Origin of the sequence: Desulfovibrio sp. (assembly GCF_014803725.1) — a bacterium.
In the GTDB taxonomy this organism is placed as follows: domain Bacteria; phylum Desulfobacterota; class Desulfovibrionia; order Desulfovibrionales; family Desulfovibrionaceae; genus Desulfovibrio.
Map to the genome: position 1 here is coordinate 21,278 of NZ_JAAVBE010000006.1, position 22,952 is coordinate 44,229.

The 22,952-nt window shown below is 51.5% G+C and carries 15 protein-coding genes and 1 pseudogene; 3 read left to right on the forward strand and 13 right to left on the reverse strand.

What is annotated here, in order from left to right; genetic code table 11:
- Positions 1 to 2: 2 nt before the first annotated feature.
- Entirely contained in the window at positions 3 to 2,213 is a 2,211-nt protein-coding gene (locus HDR50_RS02420) for an AAA family ATPase (protein ID WP_291355588.1), read from the forward strand.
- A gap of 35 nt (positions 2,214 to 2,248) precedes the next feature.
- On the opposite strand, the gene HDR50_RS02425 is transcribed toward HDR50_RS02420, so the two are convergent.
- The 4 genes and pseudogenes from HDR50_RS02425 to HDR50_RS02440 all read right to left on the reverse strand — a co-directional run.
- On the reverse strand, positions 2,249 to 2,497 hold the full coding sequence (locus HDR50_RS02425) for a hypothetical protein (RefSeq protein WP_291355590.1): 249 nt from the start codon (positions 2,495 to 2,497) through the stop codon (positions 2,249 to 2,251).
- 191 nt (positions 2,498 to 2,688) lie between these two features.
- Complete coding sequence (locus tag HDR50_RS02430) at positions 2,689 to 4,431, reverse strand: VWA domain-containing protein (protein WP_291355592.1); 1,743 nt, start codon at positions 4,429 to 4,431, stop codon at positions 2,689 to 2,691.
- 37 nt (positions 4,432 to 4,468) lie between these two features.
- A complete protein-coding gene (locus HDR50_RS02435) occupies positions 4,469 to 5,452 on the reverse strand; it encodes a DUF3150 domain-containing protein (RefSeq protein ID WP_291355594.1) in 984 nt (327 codons plus the stop codon).
- A gap of 400 nt (positions 5,453 to 5,852) precedes the next feature.
- A pseudogene (locus tag HDR50_RS02440) lies at positions 5,853 to 6,811 on the reverse strand (AAA family ATPase); the annotation flags it as partial.
- A gap of 340 nt (positions 6,812 to 7,151) precedes the next feature.
- Here HDR50_RS02440 and HDR50_RS12390 point away from each other — a divergent pair.
- Complete coding sequence (locus HDR50_RS12390) at positions 7,152 to 7,439, forward strand: type II toxin-antitoxin system RelE/ParE family toxin (RefSeq protein WP_365816548.1); 288 nt, start codon at positions 7,152 to 7,154, stop codon at positions 7,437 to 7,439.
- Between the two features lie 1,586 nt (positions 7,440 to 9,025).
- Here the strand turns inward: HDR50_RS12390 and HDR50_RS02445 are convergent.
- From HDR50_RS02445 to HDR50_RS02465, 5 genes are all read right to left on the reverse strand, one after another.
- Positions 9,026 to 9,724 carry an ERF family protein gene (locus HDR50_RS02445; protein WP_291355596.1) on the reverse strand — a complete coding sequence of 233 codons (699 nt, stop codon included), beginning with the start codon at positions 9,722 to 9,724 and terminating at the stop codon, positions 9,026 to 9,028.
- A 129-nt stretch (positions 9,725 to 9,853) separates the two neighbouring features.
- Complete coding sequence (locus tag HDR50_RS02450; protein ID WP_291355598.1) at positions 9,854 to 11,980, reverse strand: hypothetical protein; 2,127 nt, start codon at positions 11,978 to 11,980, stop codon at positions 9,854 to 9,856.
- A 28-nt stretch (positions 11,981 to 12,008) separates the two neighbouring features.
- Complete coding sequence (locus HDR50_RS02455; protein WP_291355600.1) at positions 12,009 to 13,496, reverse strand: hypothetical protein; 1,488 nt, start codon at positions 13,494 to 13,496, stop codon at positions 12,009 to 12,011.
- A gap of 1 nt (position 13,497) precedes the next feature.
- Positions 13,498 to 14,466, reverse strand: coding sequence for a WYL domain-containing protein (locus HDR50_RS02460; RefSeq protein WP_291355602.1), 969 nt, complete (start codon positions 14,464 to 14,466; stop codon positions 13,498 to 13,500).
- 219 nt (positions 14,467 to 14,685) lie between these two features.
- Positions 14,686 to 15,333, reverse strand: coding sequence for a hypothetical protein (locus HDR50_RS02465; RefSeq protein ID WP_291355604.1), 648 nt, complete (start codon positions 15,331 to 15,333; stop codon positions 14,686 to 14,688).
- A 348-nt stretch (positions 15,334 to 15,681) separates the two neighbouring features.
- On the opposite strand from HDR50_RS02465, the gene HDR50_RS02470 reads away from it, so the two are divergent.
- Positions 15,682 to 16,038 (forward strand): helix-turn-helix transcriptional regulator, encoded by a 357-nt coding sequence (locus HDR50_RS02470; RefSeq protein ID WP_291355606.1) that lies wholly within the window; start codon positions 15,682 to 15,684, stop codon positions 16,036 to 16,038.
- Between the two features lie 937 nt (positions 16,039 to 16,975).
- Here the strand turns inward: HDR50_RS02470 and HDR50_RS02475 are convergent.
- The 4 genes from HDR50_RS02475 to HDR50_RS02485 all read right to left on the reverse strand — a co-directional run bounded on the left by HDR50_RS02475 (position 16,976) and on the right by HDR50_RS02485 (position 22,943).
- A complete protein-coding gene (locus HDR50_RS02475; protein ID WP_291355608.1) occupies positions 16,976 to 17,551 on the reverse strand; it encodes an inovirus-type Gp2 protein in 576 nt (191 codons plus the stop codon).
- Positions 17,552 to 19,021: 1,470 nt separating this feature from the next.
- Complete coding sequence (locus HDR50_RS12395) at positions 19,022 to 19,714, reverse strand: Crp/Fnr family transcriptional regulator (RefSeq protein ID WP_365816555.1); 693 nt, start codon at positions 19,712 to 19,714, stop codon at positions 19,022 to 19,024.
- A 23-nt stretch (positions 19,715 to 19,737) separates the two neighbouring features.
- Complete coding sequence (locus tag HDR50_RS02480) at positions 19,738 to 21,153, reverse strand: DASS family sodium-coupled anion symporter (RefSeq protein ID WP_291355610.1); 1,416 nt, start codon at positions 21,151 to 21,153, stop codon at positions 19,738 to 19,740.
- 71 nt (positions 21,154 to 21,224) lie between these two features.
- Positions 21,225 to 22,943 (reverse strand): FAD-binding protein, encoded by a 1,719-nt coding sequence (locus HDR50_RS02485; RefSeq protein WP_291355612.1) that lies wholly within the window; start codon positions 22,941 to 22,943, stop codon positions 21,225 to 21,227.
- Between the last annotated feature and the right edge of the window lie 9 nt (positions 22,944 to 22,952).

Here is a 22,952-nt window from a genome sequence, read left to right on the forward strand (position 1 = left end):
CTATGTATACATCCCGGAACGACCTATTTAAGAAGTTCTTTGGTGAAAAAAATTGCGGGCAATATATCCTAAATGATCGAGAACAATTTTTTGTTTATCGGCAAATTATAACACATCTTCTTAACATTGATTCACGCATAAGTAGTATTCCTACTGGTATAATTAAGCCATTTGAACAGGAACCGGCGTCGATTTATAGCTTGAATATGTATCCAAATAAGCAATATGCAACAGATGATCCTATACTCAATTTATCACGGAAAAGCAGGAAGCCAATCGATATAGTTACCCAAGAAATTGGGGAGAAATATTTTTCACTCCACAAAAAAGATCTTTTCGGATATGAATACCCTGAAAATCCTAATACTTTTGGTTATGATAGAGAATCTTCTTTCTTAGAATTAAACCAAAATACTAGACTAAAAAATCTCCCAAATCTTTTTTCTTTAAATGATGAACAATTTATCTATGAGTTTGTTTTACAATATTCTGCCTGTGATGGTGACTTCCAATCTGGAGAAGCATTTTATTTTAGTGCAGACGGAAACCATTATTTTCCAATTAACATTTGTTTTGTCGCACCTGATAACGGCATGCCAAAATTTATAAAAGAGATAATGCCAGGATATAAATATGATACTTCACTTTTATTGAATTCTAATCTTATAACTACTTATGATCATAAGAAGGTTATTGTTTTTTTTGACAAGATTGTAGCGCACAAGTTAATATCTCTAATTAATACGCTCCCATTCGTCCCATCGACTTATAATTTTTATACATCATCTCCAAAATTTGATATATCGTATCTTAAGTACCGCGACGTGATTATTGTTCCGTTACCGCAAATAGAATCCTATTTAAACGCACTTGAATTAGGTAAACTTCTTGATATTAATGGTTCTAATGTTTTCATATCTATTCGTACAATTTATCCATTTGATAAAATTACTATCTCACCATCCATATTTAATAAAGAGCTATTTATAAAAAATGTTGTAGAACAATCGATTTCTCTAAAAGAAATAGATTGGCCTAAATTTTTGGGGGAAAGTGAATTTTTGTTTAGGCCAAGGCAATATGAAAATTGGTTGATTCAGATGAACATCATAAATAATAAAATTGAATCTAATATCTGTAATATTCATATAAGTTCTATAACTGATTTTACGAACTTTGTACCTCATGATTATTGTAATATTATTTTAGATAATATTTTGTCTCCTAAGACAACAACCTTTTGCTATGGGGAATCAACTTCTGGCAAAAGTATTTGGTGTCTGTCATTAGCGCTAGCCTTAGTGTCAGGGATGGATATTTTTGACTTTTCAGTCGTTACCAAGAAAAAAGTACTATATATTGATTACGAAACAAATCCTGATATTTTTATCAGCAATATTGACAAATTAATTCAAGCATATGGTTTAGATAAAGCTCTCATTAATGATAACTTTAAATTTTCTTTAAAAAAGTTAGATCCAAATGTTTCTTATATTTGGAATGGTCAACAATCAACACAATTTTTTGATAGCTTGAAAAATACAATAAAACAACAAGGTATAAATATTATCATAATTGACACGTTAACAAAAGCTGCACCAAAGTGTATAAACTCACCATCAAGTGCTATATCCTTTATGGATTTTATTGATAAGGCAAGTACTGAATTAAATACTTCTTTTTTAATTATACATCATTCAAATATTGATGGTGATATGGATGGCTCATCAGTCTTTTTAAAGAATGCAACAAATGTTTTTAAAGTCATGAAAGACAAGCGTCCTCAAATTTATGAAGGGGTCAATTTAAAGATTAGTTATCCTAAAGTCAAGATGGCGCCTCAACTAGACTGTACGGAATCTAGTTTTTTCCTAAGATTAGCTAAAACTCCTGATGAGTTTTATAGATGGGAAAGAAATGTAAAAGATTCAAATATTATCAACATATCAGGTGATAGCATTGTGGAGGAAAGTATTCCTTGGGATACTAATTTATATAATACAAATGAAAATGATATTCTTTGTACCCTATATAAAAACAATGATGCTATGTCATTGAAAGAAATAATTTCAAAATCAAAATTCTCTCAATCTAATACATCTCTTAGAAAAATGATAAAAAAGATAAATAAAAAGTCAAAACGTTTACAAATTAATTTGAAAGGGTCAGGCCCCAGTTCAAAGTATAAATTAGATATTTCAAATGGCGGTTAGCAAAAGCTAACCCCCAGATGAATATTCTATTTGTCCTAATTTGCTTTCATCCCGTTAGTCATTTTCCAATCGTCTTCTTCGTTGTCGTCCGCTTCCCCTTCATATTTCATTTCCTCAAGAATTGTTGCGGCCACAGCCACCCCGATAACGCCCGTGAGGACGCCCAGCGCGAAGGCTCCAAGCCTGCTCATGCCGCTTTGAGGGACAGGGAACACACCAAAAGAGCCGGGAGCGTCAGCCCCCGCCTCTACCTTTGCCAGAAGATTCGATGTGCGGTCAGTCATTCATTTTCTCCCTTACGATTTCAAGGATTGCGATAATGACAGGAACCCACGGTACGAAGCTCATATTGCCCTCCCTTCTCCTTTAAGGTTAACAGGTGATATGAGGCCCAATTTTAGGGCCAACTTTGAGGCGTTTGGGCCACGGGGCCGCGCATATACGCCTCAAAATCTCCAGATGGCGATTGCCCAGGTCAAGCGGGATTTTCATACTTCCTCCTGCCCCGGTACGCATTGAGCAAGCCCCTTTGCAGCAGTTCAAACATGGCCGGGGCCAGCTCGTTGAGTTCATAGATGACGCGTATTTTCTTGCCGCACAGAAGCGTCCGTATGGCCTTGTTCTGAATGCCGATGCCATACACCTCAATGCCTTGGGCGAGGCAGGCATGAAGCGCAACCTTGGCCTCCTCCACGCTGTCGGGTTCGCCATCCGAGAGGATCAAGAGCACTTTGCGGCTTTCCTTGAGAGCGCATAGTTGCTGCATGGCCCACCAGACGGCTTCGGCCATTGGGGTTGTGCCATTGCTCTGGATTTTGAAACGGGTATGGAGCCTACGCTTGTGAACAAGCACCGGCGCGACAGTTGACCACGCCCGCACTATCCGCTCCTCCTCTGGGCGTGTGCCATTGGGAAATGAGGTGACAGCCACCCCGATGCCTGAGACCTGCTGAAGCGTGTGGGCCAATGCGAAGCTGGCATGACAGGCCAGGGTGATTTTGTTCTGGCTTTGCATGGAGCCGGAAACATCCAGAAGGATATGGACAGCCGTGCTGATGCCATGTTTTTTTCCGCGTTTACCAAAGATTTTGGTCTCGCCTGCCGCAATCCTCGCCACACGGCGGCGGTCAATCCTGCCGGTTCTGCCGATGTGGTTCCTGACGTGGACTTCTGCCTGAAACAAGGCGGTCAGCCGCGTCCGCAACGCCGCTGTTGCCGCCCGTATATCTTTCACCTCCTTTTCCGTGAGGGCGTCTCCCGTAAACGGCATCGGCATGGCAACAGTGAGTTGTCCCGTGCTCTCGCTTTGATTGACCCCTTCGAGCATCCTGCCCGCCAAGCTGCCAATGTCCTGCGTGGGGAGGCCCGCACCCGCCAGCACATCCTGAAGCGAGGCCCCGGCGTGCTCAGTTTTTTGGCCTGTGGCTTCGGAGCAGTTGTCCTGAGCAGTTTCCCCGGACAGCTCCGAATCGCCGTCCTCCGAGCTGGGAGGGACGCGGACTTCCGAGCCGGAATTTGCGCTGGCGGCTGTCCCTGAAGGGTGCCCCATTCCGGCCTCATTAGGCTCCTTGCTGTTTGCCCCCGTTTGTCGGCTCGCGTAGTCATTGAGCAGCCTGCCAATCTTTCGTGCTACTTCAATGCAGGTGAGGGTACTGGTGCAGGAAGTCGGGACATTCCGCACGACCGGCTCCAGTTCCTCAAGCAAGCTCGGATAGGCGTACTCGATGCCCTTCGCCAACCGCTCCTGCTCTTGCCGAAGCTCGGGGACGACCAGCGAACGAAGGCTGAGGAGAAGCCAAGAGAAGATGTCGGTAGCCGGAGAAGTCATATCCTGCTCGTGGGCATCCGCTTCCGTGAGAAACAGATGCCGGATGAGCCATGCAAAATTCTCACGGCAGCCGGGATAGAGGTCTGCAAGCGCCTTCTCCACCATGAAGTCTTCAAGGATGTTCCAGACGTGCTTTTCAACGCTCGTGAGTTGGGCGTCTGCAAGCGCCGCAAAATCCGTTATCCGCAAGTGGGCGGCTTCATGGTCAAGATAGCCTCGCGCCAGATGGATGACAGTTTCATCGGCGTCCAGCGGGAGGCTCGGGAGGTGGATGTTCTTGCCATCGGTGAAGGCTGTGCTACCACCGATAAGCACCTTCACACCGTATTTGCGCCCCAGCGCATCCGCGACCAGCGGCAGGGCGTTGATGAGGTTTCTGTGTTGGTTCATATCTTCTCCCTTGCGGGTTAGCTATGGAGGGTGGGCGTCACCATAAGCCACAGCTCACCAGCGCCGGGAGCTGCGGAAGCTCGGGGACATCGGGCAGTACCGGCTCCCCCACGCCCGGAGATTCCTCAACGATTTCTGTGGATGTTCCCATGCCGGAAAGCGCGGAGAGGACATCCCCGGAGGTCTGGCCGTCCAGAATTTTCTGGCCGTGCTTCACGATTTCCTGCGGATTTCGCAAAAGGGACACCAGCCCTTGGAGCATGAGCAGCCTTGCGCCCGTGATGGGGCCGCGTTTGGGGATACTGCTCAGGGCCGTGCTGATGATGGATGCGATGGAGCTCACCCGTGGTTCCACGAAGGTCAGGCCCATGAGCTTTTCATACATGGACTTGAGTGGGGAAAGAGCCTTGCGCGTGACCTCGGTCTTGCCTTCATAGCAATTCTTCCAAGTCTCCGTGGCCGTCTTGGCAATTTCCTCATACAGCGTGGCACCAAGATTGATTACATCATCTACCAGATCGTCCCGCGTATGCTCCGAAATCTCAGGAGACAGGACCCGGAACACCTGCCAGCGGAACGCGAGCCGGGAGCGAACATAGTCCTCGCTCACGATGGAATTGGCGATGATGCCGCTCCATGCCGGATGGCTGTCGATCCATTCCCTAACGGTGTTTTCATAGCGTTGCAGGAAGTTTTCCTTGGCCGTGTTGAAGTCGTCGCGTATGGCGACAAGGCTGCTGTCAATATCCTCCATCTTTTCCTGGGGGACAGCCCAGCCGCTCAAAAACCTGATGCCGTTCTGGCGCAAAAGGCTTTCGGCGCGGGCCTTCAATGCCTTGAAAATGTTCATTTCCTCCGGGTTGCAGATTTTCTTGCTCCCGAGAGAAGCCAGCTCATCGGGCGGCAATTCGGTGTTGCCCAAATCTTCGGGCAGGAGCTTTCTGCTTGCCGACCAGATATGCGTATCAAGGTTCACCACAAGCAGTTGGTCGAGAACTGTGATGTCGGTTATCGTTTCCATGTGTATTCCCTCCTAAGGAAGCCTGGTTTCATGCTGGTTGATGGCGTAACCCTTGGCGAGCTTGCGGAGCGCGCGCTCCCGTAATTCCAGCACTGGGTTGCCCTGTCGGCACTGATCCTTGGCGATGCACTTCCGCGCGCCCTGTGTGCCGACCTTTCCCCACCAGAGCGTCAGCGCGTCATGCGTGGCGGAACCATGCCAGAACTTGTCGCCTTGGGCGGTCGGGCACTGGAGGCTGATTTGCGGTTCAAACGACAACCGCGCGGGGGCCGTGGCGGCTTCCCGGATAAGGGCGTCAAGAGCCTGTGAGATGAGTTGGCTGGGATCTGCAGCGGTGGGAGCGGGTTTCGTGGGCTTTTGCACATAGNNTGCGCGGGGCTTCTCCCCCATNANGCCCACNGGGAATATCCNCTGCACAAGTTCATGGAGCATGGCCCGCGTTTCCCGCGTGGCCCTGAAGCCCAGNGCGCGGTCAAGGGCATAGGAGAGCGGCTGNATNCCNTGCTTCGCAAGGGGCTGGTAGCGCACCGTCAAGTCNGCCCANCGCAGNAGGGTTCTNGTGCTGAAGGTTATCTCGATGCTGTNGCTGCCATAGCCGTTTTCGCCCATGAACAGCCGCCGAACCTCATTGGCATACTCAACCATTTTCCTGCGGATAATCGCCGGAAGATTGGGGGCTGTTTTCTCCAGGAGTTTTGTCTCGGCTTCCGGGGTGGGATAGCTGATTTCAATGACCGTGAACCTGTCCATGAGGGCCATGTTCATTCTGAGGGTTCCCTGATATAGCCCGGTCTCGTCGCTTCCCCCATTGGTATTGGCCGTGGCNGCGAANCGNAACATGGNGTGAGGCTCAATCAGCTCNCCGCCATTTTCGGGGATNCAGAGCGGNCGGCCATCCAGCACTCCGTTCAGCCCCGTTGCGGTGGANGGNTCNAGAAGATCCAGCTCGTTCAGNAGGAACAGGCCCCCGTACTTCATCGCCAGGGCGAGCGGGCCATACTCGAAGCGCATGTTGCCGTTCTGGACGATGTGGTGCCCGGCCAAGTCCTGAAACTCCAGCCGATTGTGGCCCGTGACCTCAAAGACGGGATAATTGAGCCGTGCGGCAAGCTGGGTGATGAGGCTCGACTTCCCCACGCCCAGAACGCCGCAGACATAGAGGGGCGAAGGCGGTGAAATCAGCCAGACGATGACATCGCGGCTNGTTTCGTGGAAAATGTAGTCNGGNTTNATTTGGGGNGTGAAAGGNGANGGCCGCTCGTACCCCCTGACCTTTGTNCCCGTNGGCCTGCCGCTGAAAACCTGACCNGCGTCAAATTCCTTGGAGGTGAGGGATTTCAGGATGTCNNTTNNGTTCATGTCNGCTCCGTAAAAGCGGACAGCCTCCCTTTTGACGAGAGGCTGTCCGCTGGGTTATGGTGNGGGAAATGGAGANANCTATGCCACAAGTCCAATTCACGCTGGATGACCAATCGCTTGCGGCGCTTGANGGCACGGCTATGGCGACTGCCTANTCACGGGAAGACGCCCTGAAAGAAGCCATCAGCAACTATATCGGCTATGACCGTTATGTCCGGGAAAAGGTNGCCAAAGGGCTTCNGGATATTGCCAANGGNGACGTNCTTTCCAGCGAAGAAGTGGACAGGCGCGCTGAAGCCCGCATCGCAAGGCTTCTCACCAGGCACGGGCGTCAGGCCGGATGANCGTNCTCTGGGCCANGGAGGCGGAGAGCGATCTTGAGGCCATCGTTTCCTATATNGCTGAAGAGGATGTCGATGCGGCAATCAGGATGGACGTTCTCTTTCGTTCCAAGGCCAGGGAATTGGCCCAATATCCGTTGATGGGCCATGAGGGGCGAATCGGCGGGACACGGGAATTGCTGGCGCACAGAAATTATNTGCTCATCTACAGGATACAGGAAGCTGCCGTAGAAATTGTCGCCCTTGTCCACACCGCGCAGCACTATCCCCCNGAGAGNCTCAGCTAGACAGCCTGNGAAAAGCTGATGCTNCGCCCCAGTTCCATGTCAAAGGGGTTNTCCCAGAAGCTGCCGCGTACCTCGNTGTCCTCGTAGTCCTCTCCGATACGGATGAAGCGGAAATCCGCAGCATCCNGTTCCGCCATGAGTTTTTCCACGAAGTCNACCTCNGGGAAGTGCGCCGGGTCATCATCGTACCACTTGAGNTAGTCCCANTACCACGCCTCATGGCCGCTTTNCTCNTCNCTGNCGTGCTTGTCCGCATGGTCGAAGAAATCCCTGATACGCTCNCGCGTCTCCGGCTTGATGGCCGGGGACGCGAGCCTGCTTTGCATGGNTTCCACGCCCTTCTTTGTGAGGGCAAGCCCAACTTCGGAACAGTAGCCCATGTTTTCCTCCTAGTTGATTTTGTTGACAGACAGACGGGACGAGGAAGCGCCGACCTTTTCATGGCGCTTGAGGAGCGCGTCCACGTCAATATCCTCCAGATGTTCGAGCCGGAAGATCTCACTCAACTCCTCACACAAGGCCGCTTTGTCCAATGTTCGCNGNGNCTCGGTGCGGCTGACCTTGAAGCGATANCTCCCNGCGGTNATCCAGCCGCCATTGCCATTTTCNCCCGGNATGGCGAGCCTGTGCGCCAGCCGGAGCGCACTNTCCACCTCGCGGATTTCCGNATCCAGCTCNGTACGCCNTTCCTTGAGCTCNGCCAGCTTGTCGAGGGCCGGTTCCCATTGCGGCATGTCGGCGGCTTNCGGAAAGCGGGGACAATCGGCNGCATANGCNCAGNTCGCNCAGAGCNGATAAAATCCNNTGGCGTGCGGGATGTCNTTCAGGGCTNCCGNCNCCTCTTTCACGGCGCAAAACGCNGCCCAATATTCCACCGCCTGCTCNNGGAGNGACTCAAGGACATCGGCATCGGGCAGGTATGGCCCAAANGCCCGNGCNTCGCACATGGAAAGGCAGAGCAACCANCCNTCCACNGATACTTTCTCTGNGTCNNTGGGGAGATTCACCCCAAGCTCCCGNCGGCAAAGCTCCGGGAAGTTNAGNCGAGNATGNGAGCAATGCTCCCGTTCTCACGCTGGAGCGTGAGAACGGGCGCATCCCAAAGTTCCTCAAGCATGGAGACCTGCCCCATGACCTGCCGCTCATGGGCCGGATATGGCTCGTTGGGCAACGTCTCCATGCTCTTGATTTCCAGCACGCGCACAGCAGGCCGGGGTTTATCCCAAGCAAGAGCCAAATCCAGATGCGCCCGGAGTGGGACGCCAGCATGGGTGTGGGCGATCTCCACCTGACGCATGAAGCGCAAGCCTTCACTTCCAAGGCATCCGGCAATGCCGTCCTCAAACCAGTGCCCCCGCTGGAGGGTGAGCAGGTGTTCAAGGGTGGTGTCACGCCCACCCAGCTTTCCGGCAACTGCTGCTCGCGGGCAGTCCGCATAGCGGGCAAGGTCGCTCATGCCAAGGTAGGCGGAGCGGTCGCCCAGGATGGCGGTTGAAGTATGCGCCGAAGCCAGAAAAAGGCCCCGCCGGACTATCTCCAGCAGGGCCTTTTCACGGGATTGCGTTACCATTATCTCTCCTGTTTGCTTACGCCGCCTCAGCATATTTCCACCAGTATTTCCTCTGTGCGTGCCAGCGGAAACCCGCCCCACTCAAAAGTTCCTTCTTGGCGAGAGTGTTGCCTGTGGCAATGATGCACTGACGACCATCCTGCGCGGTGACATACTGGTAGGAGACGCCTTCGAGTTTCGGCAAGCTGCCGAAGTCATCCCCTTGTCGCACGGGCTCGGCAGAGATTGGCTGCCTGCGGGATTGTCGGGGCTCCTGAGAGTAGTTCGCCCTTTGCGTCCGTGCCCATGCAGATGACATTTTGGGCTCCTTGGCGGACTCGGCGTCATCATCCTCGGTTATCATCCCCAGCATGGAGGTGAGCGCATACCTGCGGGCATAGGTGATGGCGCTCCCCATGCCCTGCGGGTCGCTCTTGGGGAGCGGAATGACCGCCAATGACGCCTGCCATTGGCCCGTCTTTGCATGAGTGAGCTTGGTCAAGAGCCCCAGATAGCCCTGTCCCAGCTCCGAAGGAGCCGGGACAGGGAGTTGCGTCAGCCAGATGCCTTGATCCAGGAGAATATCCCGGCATGATTCCATAACCGAGTTGAGCGTGGCGTAATTGCTCTTGGTAAAAGGGTTCTTGCCATCCTTGGCAGCAGGGGTCATCAGCTTTTGGACGTTAATGAGTGCTTGGGCCAGTTCCGTAATATTTTCCGAGCAGTAAGTATCCAAAATCCTCCTCCTTAAATGAGAAAGCCCTGCCGATTAAAACGGTGGGGCTTTCGGGGGTAAATAAAATGGGTTTGCTTTATTCAGATATATAATATATATCTTATACTATTTGAATAAGAATATTACGTACTATTTATGCTCAATTTTCGAACAATATATTTTATCATCAGAAACAAATATTAAATATTCACTATTTATTATTATTGGAAGCGTTTTTCCACTATCAAAGGTCGGAACTTCTATATTCTTCCATGCTTTTAAGTCCTGTGTGATATACATATTTGAATCATAAGCGCCTTTGTATATCGCTAGGCTATTTTTTATCTCTTGATAGCTATAGTCACTAAAGCTTGAATCTTCATTTGGTCCTGAAAAAATACTTAAATTATTATTTTTTGTATCTAAAAGATACGGCTTATCACTATCAATGATAAGGTAGTCTCCAAATTTCGAAATGGAATGAATTTCGTCTCCAATCCTGGAATCATCAATTTCTTCCCATTCCATACAATTTTGCGAAGACAATAATTTGCTCTCATCATATCGATCGTGCCTTAGCAAAATATAAAATTTTTTCCCTATACACAAAGTATTTTTAATATTATATTGATCATATTCATCTGCAAAATTAAAACTTCTCAGATCATTAAAATCTCTGCCGAAAGATATTATACCTGCAAGAAATGAGGTTTCTTCTTTTGAATCAAATATAATTCCTGATTTTGTATAAGAATAATCTATACTTGATCGCCCAGAAAAGAGAAATAATTCTCCGTTATGCAATACATTATCATAATAAATATTTTCCCCTCGAAATTTCTTTTGCAGGTTTAGTTCATTCCATTTATTTCCTTCTTCCGAATAATAAACGCGAGTGCTCCAGTCTTGGTTAGTAAATAAGTAACCTCCAGCTTCACTCAGCCAATAACTAATTCCTGCATCCGTTGAAAAATCATGTATTTTATTCCAATCATGGAGATTTTCGCTAGAGTATATAGTTGTTGCAGTCGCAGCTATATATCTTCCTTTAAATTGTATAATATTTTTAATCTCTTCTGCCCTACTGCCCAATCTAACCTCTATTGCCTCAAAGGGAAGAAAGCTGCAATTATTCAAATTGATATTCTTTACTTTGGCACAATCAAAATGTTTATCATTTCTCTCAACTGCATTTGGTGTACTAGATATTTTTATATCTATATTTTCAAGATTACTCTTAATCTCTTTTTCCTCAATATTTTTGGATGAGAGTCTCTCCCCCAATCTAAGACAACCAAGTATTTCTATTGCTGTTTCAGCTAATGGAAATTCATAATCGAGATTGACGTTCATATTGTTAATACTACGCCGTAGAAGTCTTTTTAATGCTTCTCCTGCTGATATGTTCATCTCATCTTGAAGCTCTTCAACTATATCGAGCCGATCCATGTATTGAGTTTTTAATCCATGCATAGAAACGAAAACAGGAGATGAAATATTTTCTACAACGTATTTACTATAATTTTCAATACCTTCCGGCTTAAACATTGTAATCGCTTGACCATATGCTTCAAATCCAACTCCTTCACTTTGAATTTCATCGGTAAGCTTGTCGATGAAGGAGTTTAGGGAAATCTTTTGCTTCGGATTAATGCCGACTGTTCGTATGGCCTTTCTCATAAACATAAGATCATTATAATTCCAATTATCTTTCTTGATGTTGTAAAAATCATTGATAACCCTGAAGAGCCGCATATACTCCGTAGGAATTTTTTCGTCATATTCCCGTTCTTCAAGCCCCAGCAGCCACCCTTGTAGATTCGTGGAAATTTCAAGCTGGTCAACCCGGTTCTCCAGATTTTCAAATCGTTCCAGTGTCCGTTGAGCGAGCATTCCAATGAGATTTCTTGTTTCTTCCTCTTTCACCGCTAGCGAGATGAGATTATTTTTGAGAGAGAGCAGAGAGTGAGCCATGAGGAGTTGTTGTTCCTGAAGCATATTCACATAGCGAAAGGCTGTTTTCTGCATTTGGATGATGTCATTGGTATTGGCCCTTTCCATTTCACCGGCTTTGCCTGAAAAACGATTCCAGCATCGCTTGAAAAACCCTTGGTTTTTAAGGCGATCTACACGGTCGGTTGTGCAAGCCATAAGACGTGCTGAGTCAAGAGCGAGCTGCTCCGCCTCCGCACTGCGGGTCTTGGCCCAGTCCATCATCTGTTCAATTTGGGAATCGATGGTCTTCTCTTCAGCCTGCGTCATTGTAAGATTGGACATGGTATATCCCTCCGATTTATTTGAGGAGTTAGATTTTGCTGATGGCCTCGAAGGCGCGCTGGCCCGCTTCGTCCACGCGATCCATTTGCGTCTGTAATTCTTTCTCCAGCCGATAATCAGCTTCCAGATACTTGGTAAAAAGAATCTGGCTTCGGAAGACATTTCTGGAGACGCGCTCCAGTTCGCAAGCTGCCGCCTTGAGATTTTCGGTGTTGCGAACCAAATCGCGGTAGGGCTTTTCTATGCCGTTCTCAATCGCAAGCGCCATCGCAAGGCCCGCAATCATACCCCCTGACATACCGCCGATAAATTCCAGCACAGTCACAGCAAGAGTGCCCGACGAAAGACCAAGGGTGGTTGCAATCCCCGCTCCAGCAGCCGTCCCCAAGGCGCTCCCCGCGACACCTGCCGATGTCATGAGGACGCCCTTTCCTTGGCGGTCAAAAAATTCCTGGGTGGATATTTGCCCTGTTCCTAGGCGCACGAGATCCTTGACAGCATCCACCGCGCAGGTCACGCCAACCGTCACGGCATTTGTCTTGAGCATATTTTTCATGCCCTGCTGCGCCAGAACCTGCATGGCAGCCTCTTCGGTGCCATAACGCACCATAAGGCTCTGGACTCCGGCATTGGCCGATGCCTTGACGGCGCTGTCGGCAGCCGCTGCCGCAGTCTCGCCAAGGATTTTCACGGTAGCTTCCTCCGCCGTGAGTTCGCCGCTGTTCGCAAGCTGGATATATTTAAGCGTGTTTACCGAACCGCTTACCACGGCGGACATGGCCGCTGCCCCTACTGCCGCATTGCCCATCTGCTTGAGTGTCGAGGCTGTTTGGTAGTCAGACTCGATTTCTTTAAGCTTATCAAGATTACCTTTTCCTAGTTCGTTAGCTTCCTTCTTGGAAAGAGGTTTTGATGTTGCTTTACCATCTGAGAGTGTATCAGTTGTTTTTTCTGAGGTCTGTTTAAACGATTCTGCAAGTTCAGCGTCTCCCGCATTTGCTTTTTCTACGGAGCGCTGCTTAGAGTAATTTTTAACTTCATTTTTCTGATCCTTAGGTACAATATAGGAGTCATTTTGCCCATATTTAACACTTCCATCCGCATTTTTTTGAGAGAGTTTACCAGCGGTTTTTTTGGCGGTTTTTTCGTATTTTAACTGCGATTTTGTTGTAATTTTTCCCTCTTCGACAATCACAACATCAGGATTATCATTGCGGCTTAAGCCTTGTTCTTGCCAGTCCTGCTTATAGCGATCTGTGATTGCTCGCGCATCGCTCTCATTATAAATGGAATCGAGATTAAACGTCTCTGCATGGAATTCTTCGGCGATATAGCCACCTTTCTGTTCGATACGACGATTGGTCTGCAACTCAGAACGAATATTCTCATTTCCTCGCGCGATTACCTCCACCATCTGCGCCATTTCCCTTTTGGCAGCTTCAGGAAAGATAGGTTGGAGTGCTGCCGCTTGCTCGAATGCGATTTCGTACTTTTTCTCAAGAGATTCCTTGGTCATATCAAGCTCCTAAAGCTCCACAAGGATGGTTCTCATCGGGGAGCAGTTGGGCGTCATCCCCAAAGCTGCGCACCCAGGCTTCGACTTCTGGTTGGCTGCATGATTCCAGCTCCAAAATCAGGCTGCTGTCCGCTTGTGGATAAAATTTCTGTTTGCCAGACCACACACGCTCTTTGACATACTCGACCACCCGGCCCGGCTTGAAATGAATTCTGAATGTTTTCGGCTCGTGCCACGGCAAGCCGAATAAGCCGATTTCCTCGTGAGGAATCGTGAACAGAATGGGCTTGTCGGTCAGAACCACATCCTTGACGCGGTGGATGGCAAGGCTCGTCAGATGCCGCATTGATTTGAAGTCTTCAGCAACTCCTGCACCAAGCGCATACAGAGCATTATTCATGCTGATAATGCGCGCTGGCGCAAAGCGATGCTCTTTCGTCTGTTTTGCCCCAGCCGCCCTGTAGCGCACCAGGCAAATACGCTTTGATTCCATGGCGTGCGACAAGGTTTCCAGAAAACCGAAGTAAGGGGTGTAATCGATCCACCCTTTGGTGCAGTATGCAATCTGATTTTTGTTCAGGTTCTGCCCCGCAGAAAATTCCTGGTCTGCCATGAGGATTGAGAAGTTGAATATGCTCTTATCCACGCGCTCCTTAACTTGCTTGGAGAGATAGGGCTCGGCCAAATCGCGGCAGATTGCCAAGTATCGGAGCTCCTCAAATTCAAGCCCAAGCATGTTTCTGGAGATGCTCCGTATTTGATACCATCGCCTATGCTTTTCCAATCCCGTGACCAAGTTGGTACCGATGACGCTCTCAATTTCAGAAATCAGGCGCATGACTGTCTGAGGCGAACAGTTCAGATACGCCGCGAGGTCTGTCTGGAAATGCCTGCGACCGTCCAGCATAAGCTTCTGGAACAATCTGAGGAGTTTTACTCCGGGAGTGGCGTCAGCGTCTTGCTTGATCATCGTTATTTTGACAAGTGTCCGCGCCAGAAATAGGCGCGGACACTTCCTCTTAATCCTTGTGCAGTGGGCAGGTGAACTGGTTCATCAACCTCCGCAGGATGGCAGGCACCACCCCATAGCGAATGAGTGACTTCTTTTTCCTAACCATAGATGCGAGTAGCCAGACAATGGAGAATCGCGGTGGAATGACCATTTGCTACCCCCGGCTCACTTTTCCCGCTACGACGGAAGGACGGGAAAGTCACCTTCGCCAAGGGCCAGTATCTTTTCCTGGCCTTCGAAGATTGCGATGAACTGCTCCGCAATTTCTGACGATTTTTCGAGGAAGCTGCGAATCCCATCCTCTGCATCTTCAAAGTCGAAGCACCAGTTCTCATTCTCAATGGCGTTATTAACCGATACTTTCGCTTTGGAGAGTGTGAGCCCGCGTAAATCAATGGGTCTTCTGCCACGTTCACGCAGAAGAGCATTCGCCCGCCGGAAGACCCCCCGGTATCTGCCATACAGCTTGGATGCCTCCTCCTTCAGATTTTCAAGCTCATTGCACCGCAGGTGTCTGGCCGTCTTGGTGAGGCCATCACCGATGCTGTTGGCGATTTTTTGGAACATCCCGTCATCGGGCAGTTCAATGGATGTCCCCTGCAAGCCAGCACTTTCAATCCCCACTTGGCTGATTTTGATACTAAGGAGGTTGGCCTTGAGCGCGTAATCCCCAAGGAGGCTTGCGACCTCATCTTCGGTGAGATCTTCCGGGGCCTTAAGCAAGGGGGAAAAGGCCGCTTCCGTCTTTTTGTCATCATGCAGAGCCGCAGCCACAAGCCCAGCCGCCCCCATTAGGGCACCTCCGAGAAAAACAAGCGGCAGCATGGCTACTCCTCCTCCGTGTTCGACTCGTCTTGCGGGTCGCTGTCGCCCGAAAGATTGGTAATGAGGCCAGAGGCAAGCCCCAACCCGAGAATGCCCGACACCGCTCCGATGATGAATGACCCGATAGCACCCATTGTGAAACTCCTTGTCTAAAGGTTGCGCCATTCGGCTGTTTGGAACCTTACGGCAGCAACCTTCCGTAATCTGGAATTTCACAAAGGTTTTGTAAATTTTTCTCGCAGAAACTTCTTTGCAAGCTGTTGGCTTTAAGTCAAGGAATCTTTCTTCAAACTTGGTTTGCGTCTCCTCTTTGGCAAGGTACGCTTCCATGCCAAAAAGGAGCGTGCTGTGGCTTCCAGGAAGACTCTGAAACTGTCTGAGCTCGTAGGGGGGAACATAGCGAGACGCCGGAAACAGCTTGGAATGACGCAGGACGGCCTGGCGGAAGCGCTCCATATATCCGGCTCTGCCTTATCCCGTATTGAGAGTGGGCAGGCAGCTCCAAGGTTCTCACGCTTGGAGGAACTGGCGAAAATTCTTGACTGTCAGGTGGCCGACCTCTTTCGTAACCAGGACATCCCGCTCCGGGTGAGGCTGGACACCATTGAGGACATGCTGAAGCCTCTACCGGCCGCAACGCAGGAGGACTTGGTTCATCTGCTGGTGGTGGCAATCCAAGCCCTGAAGAGGTCTGCGGCAGGCTGACTCGGGGTGCTACGCCACTGTTCACGGGAGAAGGCTCTCTTAGTATGGTCTCGCAGCGGGGACACCAGCCATAATCGTTTTCCGCGGATTACCCTGTTTTAGCCCCGATCTGTCCGCCACCTTTTCTTTGATGGAATTGTGTATTTTGCTGCTGTGGGGGATACCCCATGCCAGAGGCAATGTGAGGTATCCCCTCAGAATGATGGCAATCTGGAGATAGGGTTCGAATTTTGGCTGATGGATTTTTCCGGCCCAATCCACATGGAGATACCTTCACCGATAGGTTGCTCCGGGCATTGCTATTGCCGCCCCTTCGCCTTGACGGCTTGGATAACCTGATTGGCTTGTAGGCTATTGAGCGGGCCATTCACAGGTACTACCGCCAACTCACGAGCCTGAGCTTCTGAGATGTTTCTCTCTTTGCATATAGTTTTGATGAGCCTCATCTGACTGGCAGAGGCATTTGCGTTGGGATTATGGTGGTATTTCCTCGTTGACTGAGGAGATAGAGCCTGTCCCAGCTCATCCCTCTGGACACCGCAAGTGGGGCTGCCAGTCGACCCCGCGTGATGGGCAGGATGAGTTTTCTGGGCGATAACCGCCAGCCCAGCAGCATTTGTCAAGGCGTTGGCACAGGCTTTGTTGAAGAGACTCTGCGCGTTGTTTTCCTCTCCTATATCTGCTGGACATGCTGCTCCTATGCCCTGAAATTCATGGGACTGGACAGTGATGCCAGCCTTCACCACTGCCACATGCTGATTGGCGACCGAGGGTATCTGAGTAGCCTCCATAGTGACCCCAGCCACACTGAGACCCACCTGACCAAATTTGTCCATTATACTGCCGACACGACAAGACAATTCTTGCGTCACAGGCGCTTGATGAGGCTGCTCTGTGGGGTACACTTGCTCCTGCCTATTCATGCCCTTACTCTCCTTCAATTTGAGTTTTGCGTGGTGGGGTTCTTCTTCAGCCTTGACATCCCAAAGTCCCTGAGACCATCTTTTCGAGGACTTTTTTCTTTCGTCTTTGCAATGTAGCTTATCTGACGATTGACATAATCCGGTCTGCCCACGGAGCGAGGTATGACTTCGCCGTTTTCATGAGGATGTTCTCTATCCCCATTACAACGCTCAATTAATCCTACGGCTGAAGCTCCGATAGTATTTTGCCAATGCCTCTCAGTAACATCGTAAACCATCCCCGCTGAGCGTGTCTTCTGTCCATCAAGCAAAACAAGACAATGGTAGTGAGGATGTTCAGAGCTCTTTTCTGCCCTTACCCATATGTAGGCAGGATCAAGCCCCTTTCGTTTGAAGGTTTGAGCTACCTTTGCCATAGTCTTTGCTATATCCTCATTGTCATATACCGGGCCATAATCCGCAGGATAACGAATATCTTCGCGGACAGATAAAACCCTTGAATGTCTTTGCTGGTAAGAATCGAAGAGTTGGGTTGCTTTCTCCTGGATCTGAGGGATCACGGGGTAATCGCCTTCATTTGCTGTCGACATGACATCGCTCCTTGTGTTTGGGTGTTAGCCAGCATACTATCTAGCTGTAGTATTCCCATTGATTCCTAGCCTAGTGTGCTTATACCTAGTAGTACTAAGTACAATGCTAAGTACTAATAAGTATTACCTACTGCCTACTCACGGGCACATCCCAAATCCCGTAAATCTCGTGGATTATTCGATGAATTTCACGAGTCTGTCCCACATTATGTTTGAATGAATTATCTTTCTCAGAAGAAAGTACTAAAAGTATATATTATGGTATTAGTGTATCATCACTATTAATTCATCGTAGGCAAGAAGATCTGCTGAAAATCGTTACTGCATTCATTAGTAAATCTAATTCAGCAAATGATACCAAAACATTCCACTTGGTTTATTATCTGCTTTCCACCGAGATAGCTTTAGAGCGTCGCATCATGCACGAAATTGGCGGTTCCAGCCCAGGAAGCCTTAATTGAATTGAAAAGCAGGGATGGCTACGGCTACGCTAAGACAGTCATATACTCAGACCGCTTGCGCCTTGGAGGGATCGAGCCATAAGTTGAGTGTATTCATTGTCCCCGGTACCCAAAAGGGGGCCAGACTCACGATACTCTATACTGCGCGGAACACACGAAATGAGACAAATCACTGATGAAGTTTGAAGGTCAATTCGCAATAGCTTGACCTCCCTCGTAACTCTTTGAATTTCAAAAATAATAATTACGAATTTCGAGAAATTTTGGTCTTAAATGGGCTCCTATTTCGCGATATTTCGTGATAAATTTTTCGAATGACTACCCTGTGCGGTGAAGACAAAGGGGGAGTTTGGCTAGGTGATATAGGTTTCGGTGCGAGTCCGTTTTAGGGACTCGAACTGCCTCCTTGACTTTTGGTGTGCCAATCAGGTAGGTCAAAACCTCACGGAGATACTGGGCACTACAAAAATTATATCAACAATTCAGCGAGTTACAACTGCTGGGTCAGTCGAGTGAGGCGAGTCCCGCCCTCGGCACCAGGAAAGAATCCAACAAAGTCCCGCAAGGTTCAAAAAGCCTTGCGGGACTTAGCTTTTTGGGCGATGGCACGTCCAACGAGGTGCGGGGAAGAACAGGGACAAAACGCNNAAAAGACGGTATGAGGAACGGTACNNGCCANAATGGAGGAGNGNCTTCCAGAAAAATACCGTCGCCCCGAAACCCCTTGCCAGNAAAGGATTTGCGCCATGCCACTGAACGACACCATGCTTCGGAATTTGAAGTCAGANGGAACTCCCGCCAAGCTCGCCGACNCNNAGGGGCTTNANCTCTNCNTGTCCGCATCTTGTGGAAAACTNGGGGNAANCTCTGGCGCATGGACNNCCGTTTTGGCGNCAAGCGAAAGACACNCANNTTCGGCGCGTANCNCGCCGTNTTTCTGAAAGAAANGGANNNGGCNCTCCNTGNTGNTCTCCCATNCCGCTGNNCTNGCNNCGCNNNCTGACACGNATCAANCCAGGGAGTANTGCCNGAGCGCNGCGACATCCCGAATGACTATCTCGCNNCGNGTGAGNCTCTGAAGCGCGCCGGCGTCCTTCAGNCNCCTTATGGCGCGGAACAGGGANATNCTGTGCATTCCCAAAAGGTTGGCGAGCTCNGTNAGNGGCATNTCCAGCGGAATGGCGAGGCTCCCCTGTGATGATGCGTACATGTTGAAACAGAAGCGCGCCAGCCTTACGGCAGTATCGCCGTTGCCGGTGCTGGAAACCGTGTTGTGCATCAGCAACAGGCGCACGCCAAGNGANTGCATNAGATTGATGATCAGNTCCGGGTGCTGNNTNATGAACTCNNTGTCNTCCAGCAGTTTNCCGGGGAATCGCCANGCAGTNACNTCNGTGAGGCAATAGAAGCGGCACTCCTCATCTATGAATGTGGTGAGCGAANTGCCCAGCACATGNGCGAGATTGAGCAAGGACCCNGCGTGCATGCANANNAGGTTGCGCACCTGNCCNTTGGCCGCGCCATGCAGGATGATCAGNCTNCCNGCCCCAAGATAATAAAAACTTTTTTCGCCGANATANGGATTGAANTANGTGCCCTTCTTCCAGGAAATCCTTGTGCCGAACCGGCACNCCCCGGCCCATTCCCGGTTGATCCCCGGCAGGGTGGCNGTGTGGATGGCTGAGGCNGGCACGTCNGTCATATGTNTNCCCCTGAANNCNGNTNTCAGCCGTTCATCAGNCCGAGCGGNGTNGCGATGAGGTACATNAGCGCCANGGTGATGATGATCCAGCCGGCCGAAATGATGAGCCCGGGCCTGAACATGTCGGACATTTTGTAATATCCGGCCTGATAGGTGACAAGGGACACCGCATCGAGGGGCAGCAGCACGGCGGCCGAAACGCTGAAGCCCAGGGGCAGCGCCAGGACGGCGGGGTTGATGTTCAGCGCCGCNGCCAGCGCGGCCACCGGCGGCAGGATNACGCCCACAATGGGCGTGTTGACCGGGATGACAAGATGGATGGCAATGGTGAACAAAGAAACGAGCGCGATGGTCAGCACCAGGGGCAGCCCCTCGATGCCGCCGAGGGTCAGCCCGGCGATCCAGGCAGCGGCGCCGTTTTGCCACAGGGAGACACCCAGTGAGTTGGCGGCGCCCACCAGAAAGAGGATATCCCAGCCGATCCGGCTNCGGTCCCTGCTCCAGTCAATGAAGGACATGCCCGGCAGGGCGAAGAGCGTGCAGCCGAGCACGGCGGCAGCCGGCAGGGAGAGATGGTGAAAATCCGTGGTGCACCACAGCGCCACATTGACGGCGAGGAGGAAAATATAGAGCCGCTCCTTTGAGGTCAGNGGCCCCAGCGCCCGGTAGTCTTCAGCGATGGTGTCCATGCCGGCAAGTTGCGTCAGTTCCGGGGGGTAGACCTTCATCACGGCCCACCAGGCGATGGGCGTGATGAGGAGGACCATGGGGAAGCCGATGGCGGACCACTGGAAAAAGCTGATCTGCACATTGGCCGTGGATTGCAGCATGTTCATGGTCAGGATATTGGTGCCGCTGCCCGCGGGCGTGCCCACGCCGCCAATGAGGCAGGCCAGCGGCAGCCCGAGCATGACGGCCTTGCCGAAATTGCTTTGCCCGGGGACGCATTTGTTCTGCTCAAGCAGGAAAAGCGCGACGGGAAACATCATGGCCACTACGGGCACATCGGCCAGGATGGTGGAGAGAAGGGCGCTCGTGAACATGAGCAAAAAGAGCAGCCTGCCCGGCCGGCCGCCGGATTTGAGGCTCGTCCACAGCACCACGCGCCTGGTCAGGCCGGAATTTTGGAAGGCGACGACGATGCAGAACATGGCGAAGCAGAAAAAGACCGGCGGAATGGCGAAATTGCGCAGGGCGTCGCCCATGGGCACGATGCCGAGAATGAACTGGAGAAACAGGAACAGCACACAGGCCATGGAGAGCGGCAATGCGTCCGTTACCCAGACGATGATGGCGGAGATCATCAGGGCAAGCGACTGCTTGCCCGCAAGGGAAAGCCCCTCGGGAGTGGGGAGCAGCATGGCGAAAACATAGACGGCCAGGGACAGCAGGCAGCCGATGAGTTTGAAGCGGGCGGGGCTTAACGTCATCTGTGACATGGTGTACCTCCTGGAACATGGCGGCGCCAGGCAGCGCCGCCACTATGCAGTCGTTCACGGCACACAGGCGCCTATGCCGGCGCCCTGACTCCGGCGGCGTCAGGCCATGCGAAATCATCCATGTAATAGCGGCGCGGCTGCACGGGATACTTNTCCAGGGGCACAGGCCGCTTGCTCACATGCACCTGGCCGTCGGCATTTTCCACGATCATCCATTCCGGCAGCTCCCGCCGCTTCGGAAAATCCTCGCGGAAGTGGCCGCAGCGCGATTCCTGCCGGGCCAGGGCGGCCTTGAGGTACATTTCCGTGAGCAGGGTCATGGAGCGGGCCTCCACGAGCTTGAGCAGATAGTGCGGGTCCTGCGCCGTCATTTCAGGCAGCACATTCTCCTTCAGCTCCTCCAGCTCGGCGAGCGCCCGGCTGAGGCCGCGCCCGGTCTTGAGGATGCTCACATCGACGGGATTGATGATCTCCTGGTTGCGGCGCACGATATCCTTCGGGGGCACGCCGGGCTTGCCGAGCAGGTCCAGCGTTTTCGCAAGCTGTTCGAGGGCGAAGGCGTCATCCAGCGGCGCGCCCGGCGCCTCGTCCATTTCCCGCGCGGCCTCTTCGCCGGCGATATAGCCCGTGGTGCTGGTGATGCAGGTGTCCCAGCCGCCCATATAGACGCCGGTATTGACGCTCAGGGCACGGCCGGCCACAAACAGGCCCGGCACCCCGGTGCGACCGCGCGTATCGCCGTCCACGCCCCCGAAGCTGTAATGCAACTGCGGCATCCATTGGGTTTTCATGTGGAAAAAGTCGATACCCTGCTGTTCCAGCTTTTNNGCGTTGAGCAGCATCCAGCCGAAGGTGGGCGTCATCACCTTCACGCCCTCCTCNCTCATGGAGCTGGTGTCGAACCAGATGGGCGCGCGGCCCTCGCGCGCCTCCAGCGCCATGCCGCGAATGTTGTAATGCGGGTCCACCTTGGCGCCGCGCTCGGGCGAATAGCGGAGCATGAAGTCCTCGCCCTCCTTGTTGAGGAAGCGCGCGCCGTAGGGCAGCATCCCGGTCTGGCCCTCCCAGGCGAACTGGACGGGCACGTTCCAGTCCTGCAGGAATTCCATGTTGCGCAGGCGCGCCCCCGCGGCAAAGGCCAGGGCCGCGCCCTCGCCGGCGCAGGTGTTGGACAGGTAGGACTGCTTCCAGCCGCCCACATGGGTGCACATCACCACGGATTTGGCGCGCAGGATGCAGGGCGTCGCCCCGCGCGCGTGAAAGCCCACCGCGCCGCAGACATGGCCGTCCTGTTTGATGAGGTCGGTGATCTCCNCATTGGAGAGGCGNCGCACCCCGTATTCGCGCATCTTGCGCTGCAGGGTGAAGGTGGTGTGGATGCCCCCCTGACCATAGGGATGATAAAAGTAATAGCGCATGTACTTGAGGCCGCGCTGGGGGATGCTCATGAGCTTTCCCTGAGCGTCGCGGGCGAACTTGTGGCCCCAGCTCTCCAGGTCGCAGAAGCGATGGTAGGAGGCTTCAAGAATGGTCTTGAGCTGGTCCTGGTCGCACAGGGCGTCAAAGTAATAGACCAGCTCCTCCAGCAGATCCTCCACCTGGTATTCCGGCATCATGACGATCATGTCGCCGCCGGACTCCATGCCAAGGCCGCCCCAGTCCCTCGGGCCCTTGTCGATGACGAGCACCTTCTTGCCGAGCTGGCCCGCGCGGATGGCCGCCCACGAGCCGGAAAAGCCGCCGCCGATGACCAGGATGTCGCAATCATAGGTAATGGGTTTGGTCGCCATTGCAGTCTC

Bases quoted from the DNA above. Each gene is read 5' to 3' on its own strand.
- HDR50_RS02420 (WP_291355588.1), top strand. From the start codon at position 3: ATGTATACATCCCGGAACGACCTATTTAAGAAGTTCTTTGGTGAAAAA.
- HDR50_RS02425 (WP_291355590.1), bottom strand. From the start codon at position 2,497: ATGACTGACCGCACATCGAATCTTCTGGCAAAGGTAGAGGCGGGGGCT.
- HDR50_RS02430 (WP_291355592.1), bottom strand. From the start codon at position 4,431: ATGAACCAACACAGAAACCTCATCAACGCCCTGCCGCTGGTCGCGGAT.
- HDR50_RS02435 (WP_291355594.1), bottom strand. From the start codon at position 5,452: ATGGAAACGATAACCGACATCACAGTTCTCGACCAACTGCTTGTGGTG.
- HDR50_RS02450 (WP_291355598.1), bottom strand. From the start codon at position 11,980: ATGTCCAATCTTACAATGACGCAGGCTGAAGAGAAGACCATCGATTCC.
- HDR50_RS02455 (WP_291355600.1), bottom strand. From the start codon at position 13,496: ATGACCAAGGAATCTCTTGAGAAAAAGTACGAAATCGCATTCGAGCAA.
- HDR50_RS02460 (WP_291355602.1), bottom strand. From the start codon at position 14,466: ATGATCAAGCAAGACGCTGACGCCACTCCCGGAGTAAAACTCCTCAGA.
- HDR50_RS02465 (WP_291355604.1), bottom strand. From the start codon at position 15,333: ATGCTGCCGCTTGTTTTTCTCGGAGGTGCCCTAATGGGGGCGGCTGGG.
- HDR50_RS02475 (WP_291355608.1), bottom strand. From the start codon at position 17,551: ATGTCGACAGCAAATGAAGGCGATTACCCCGTGATCCCTCAGATCCAG.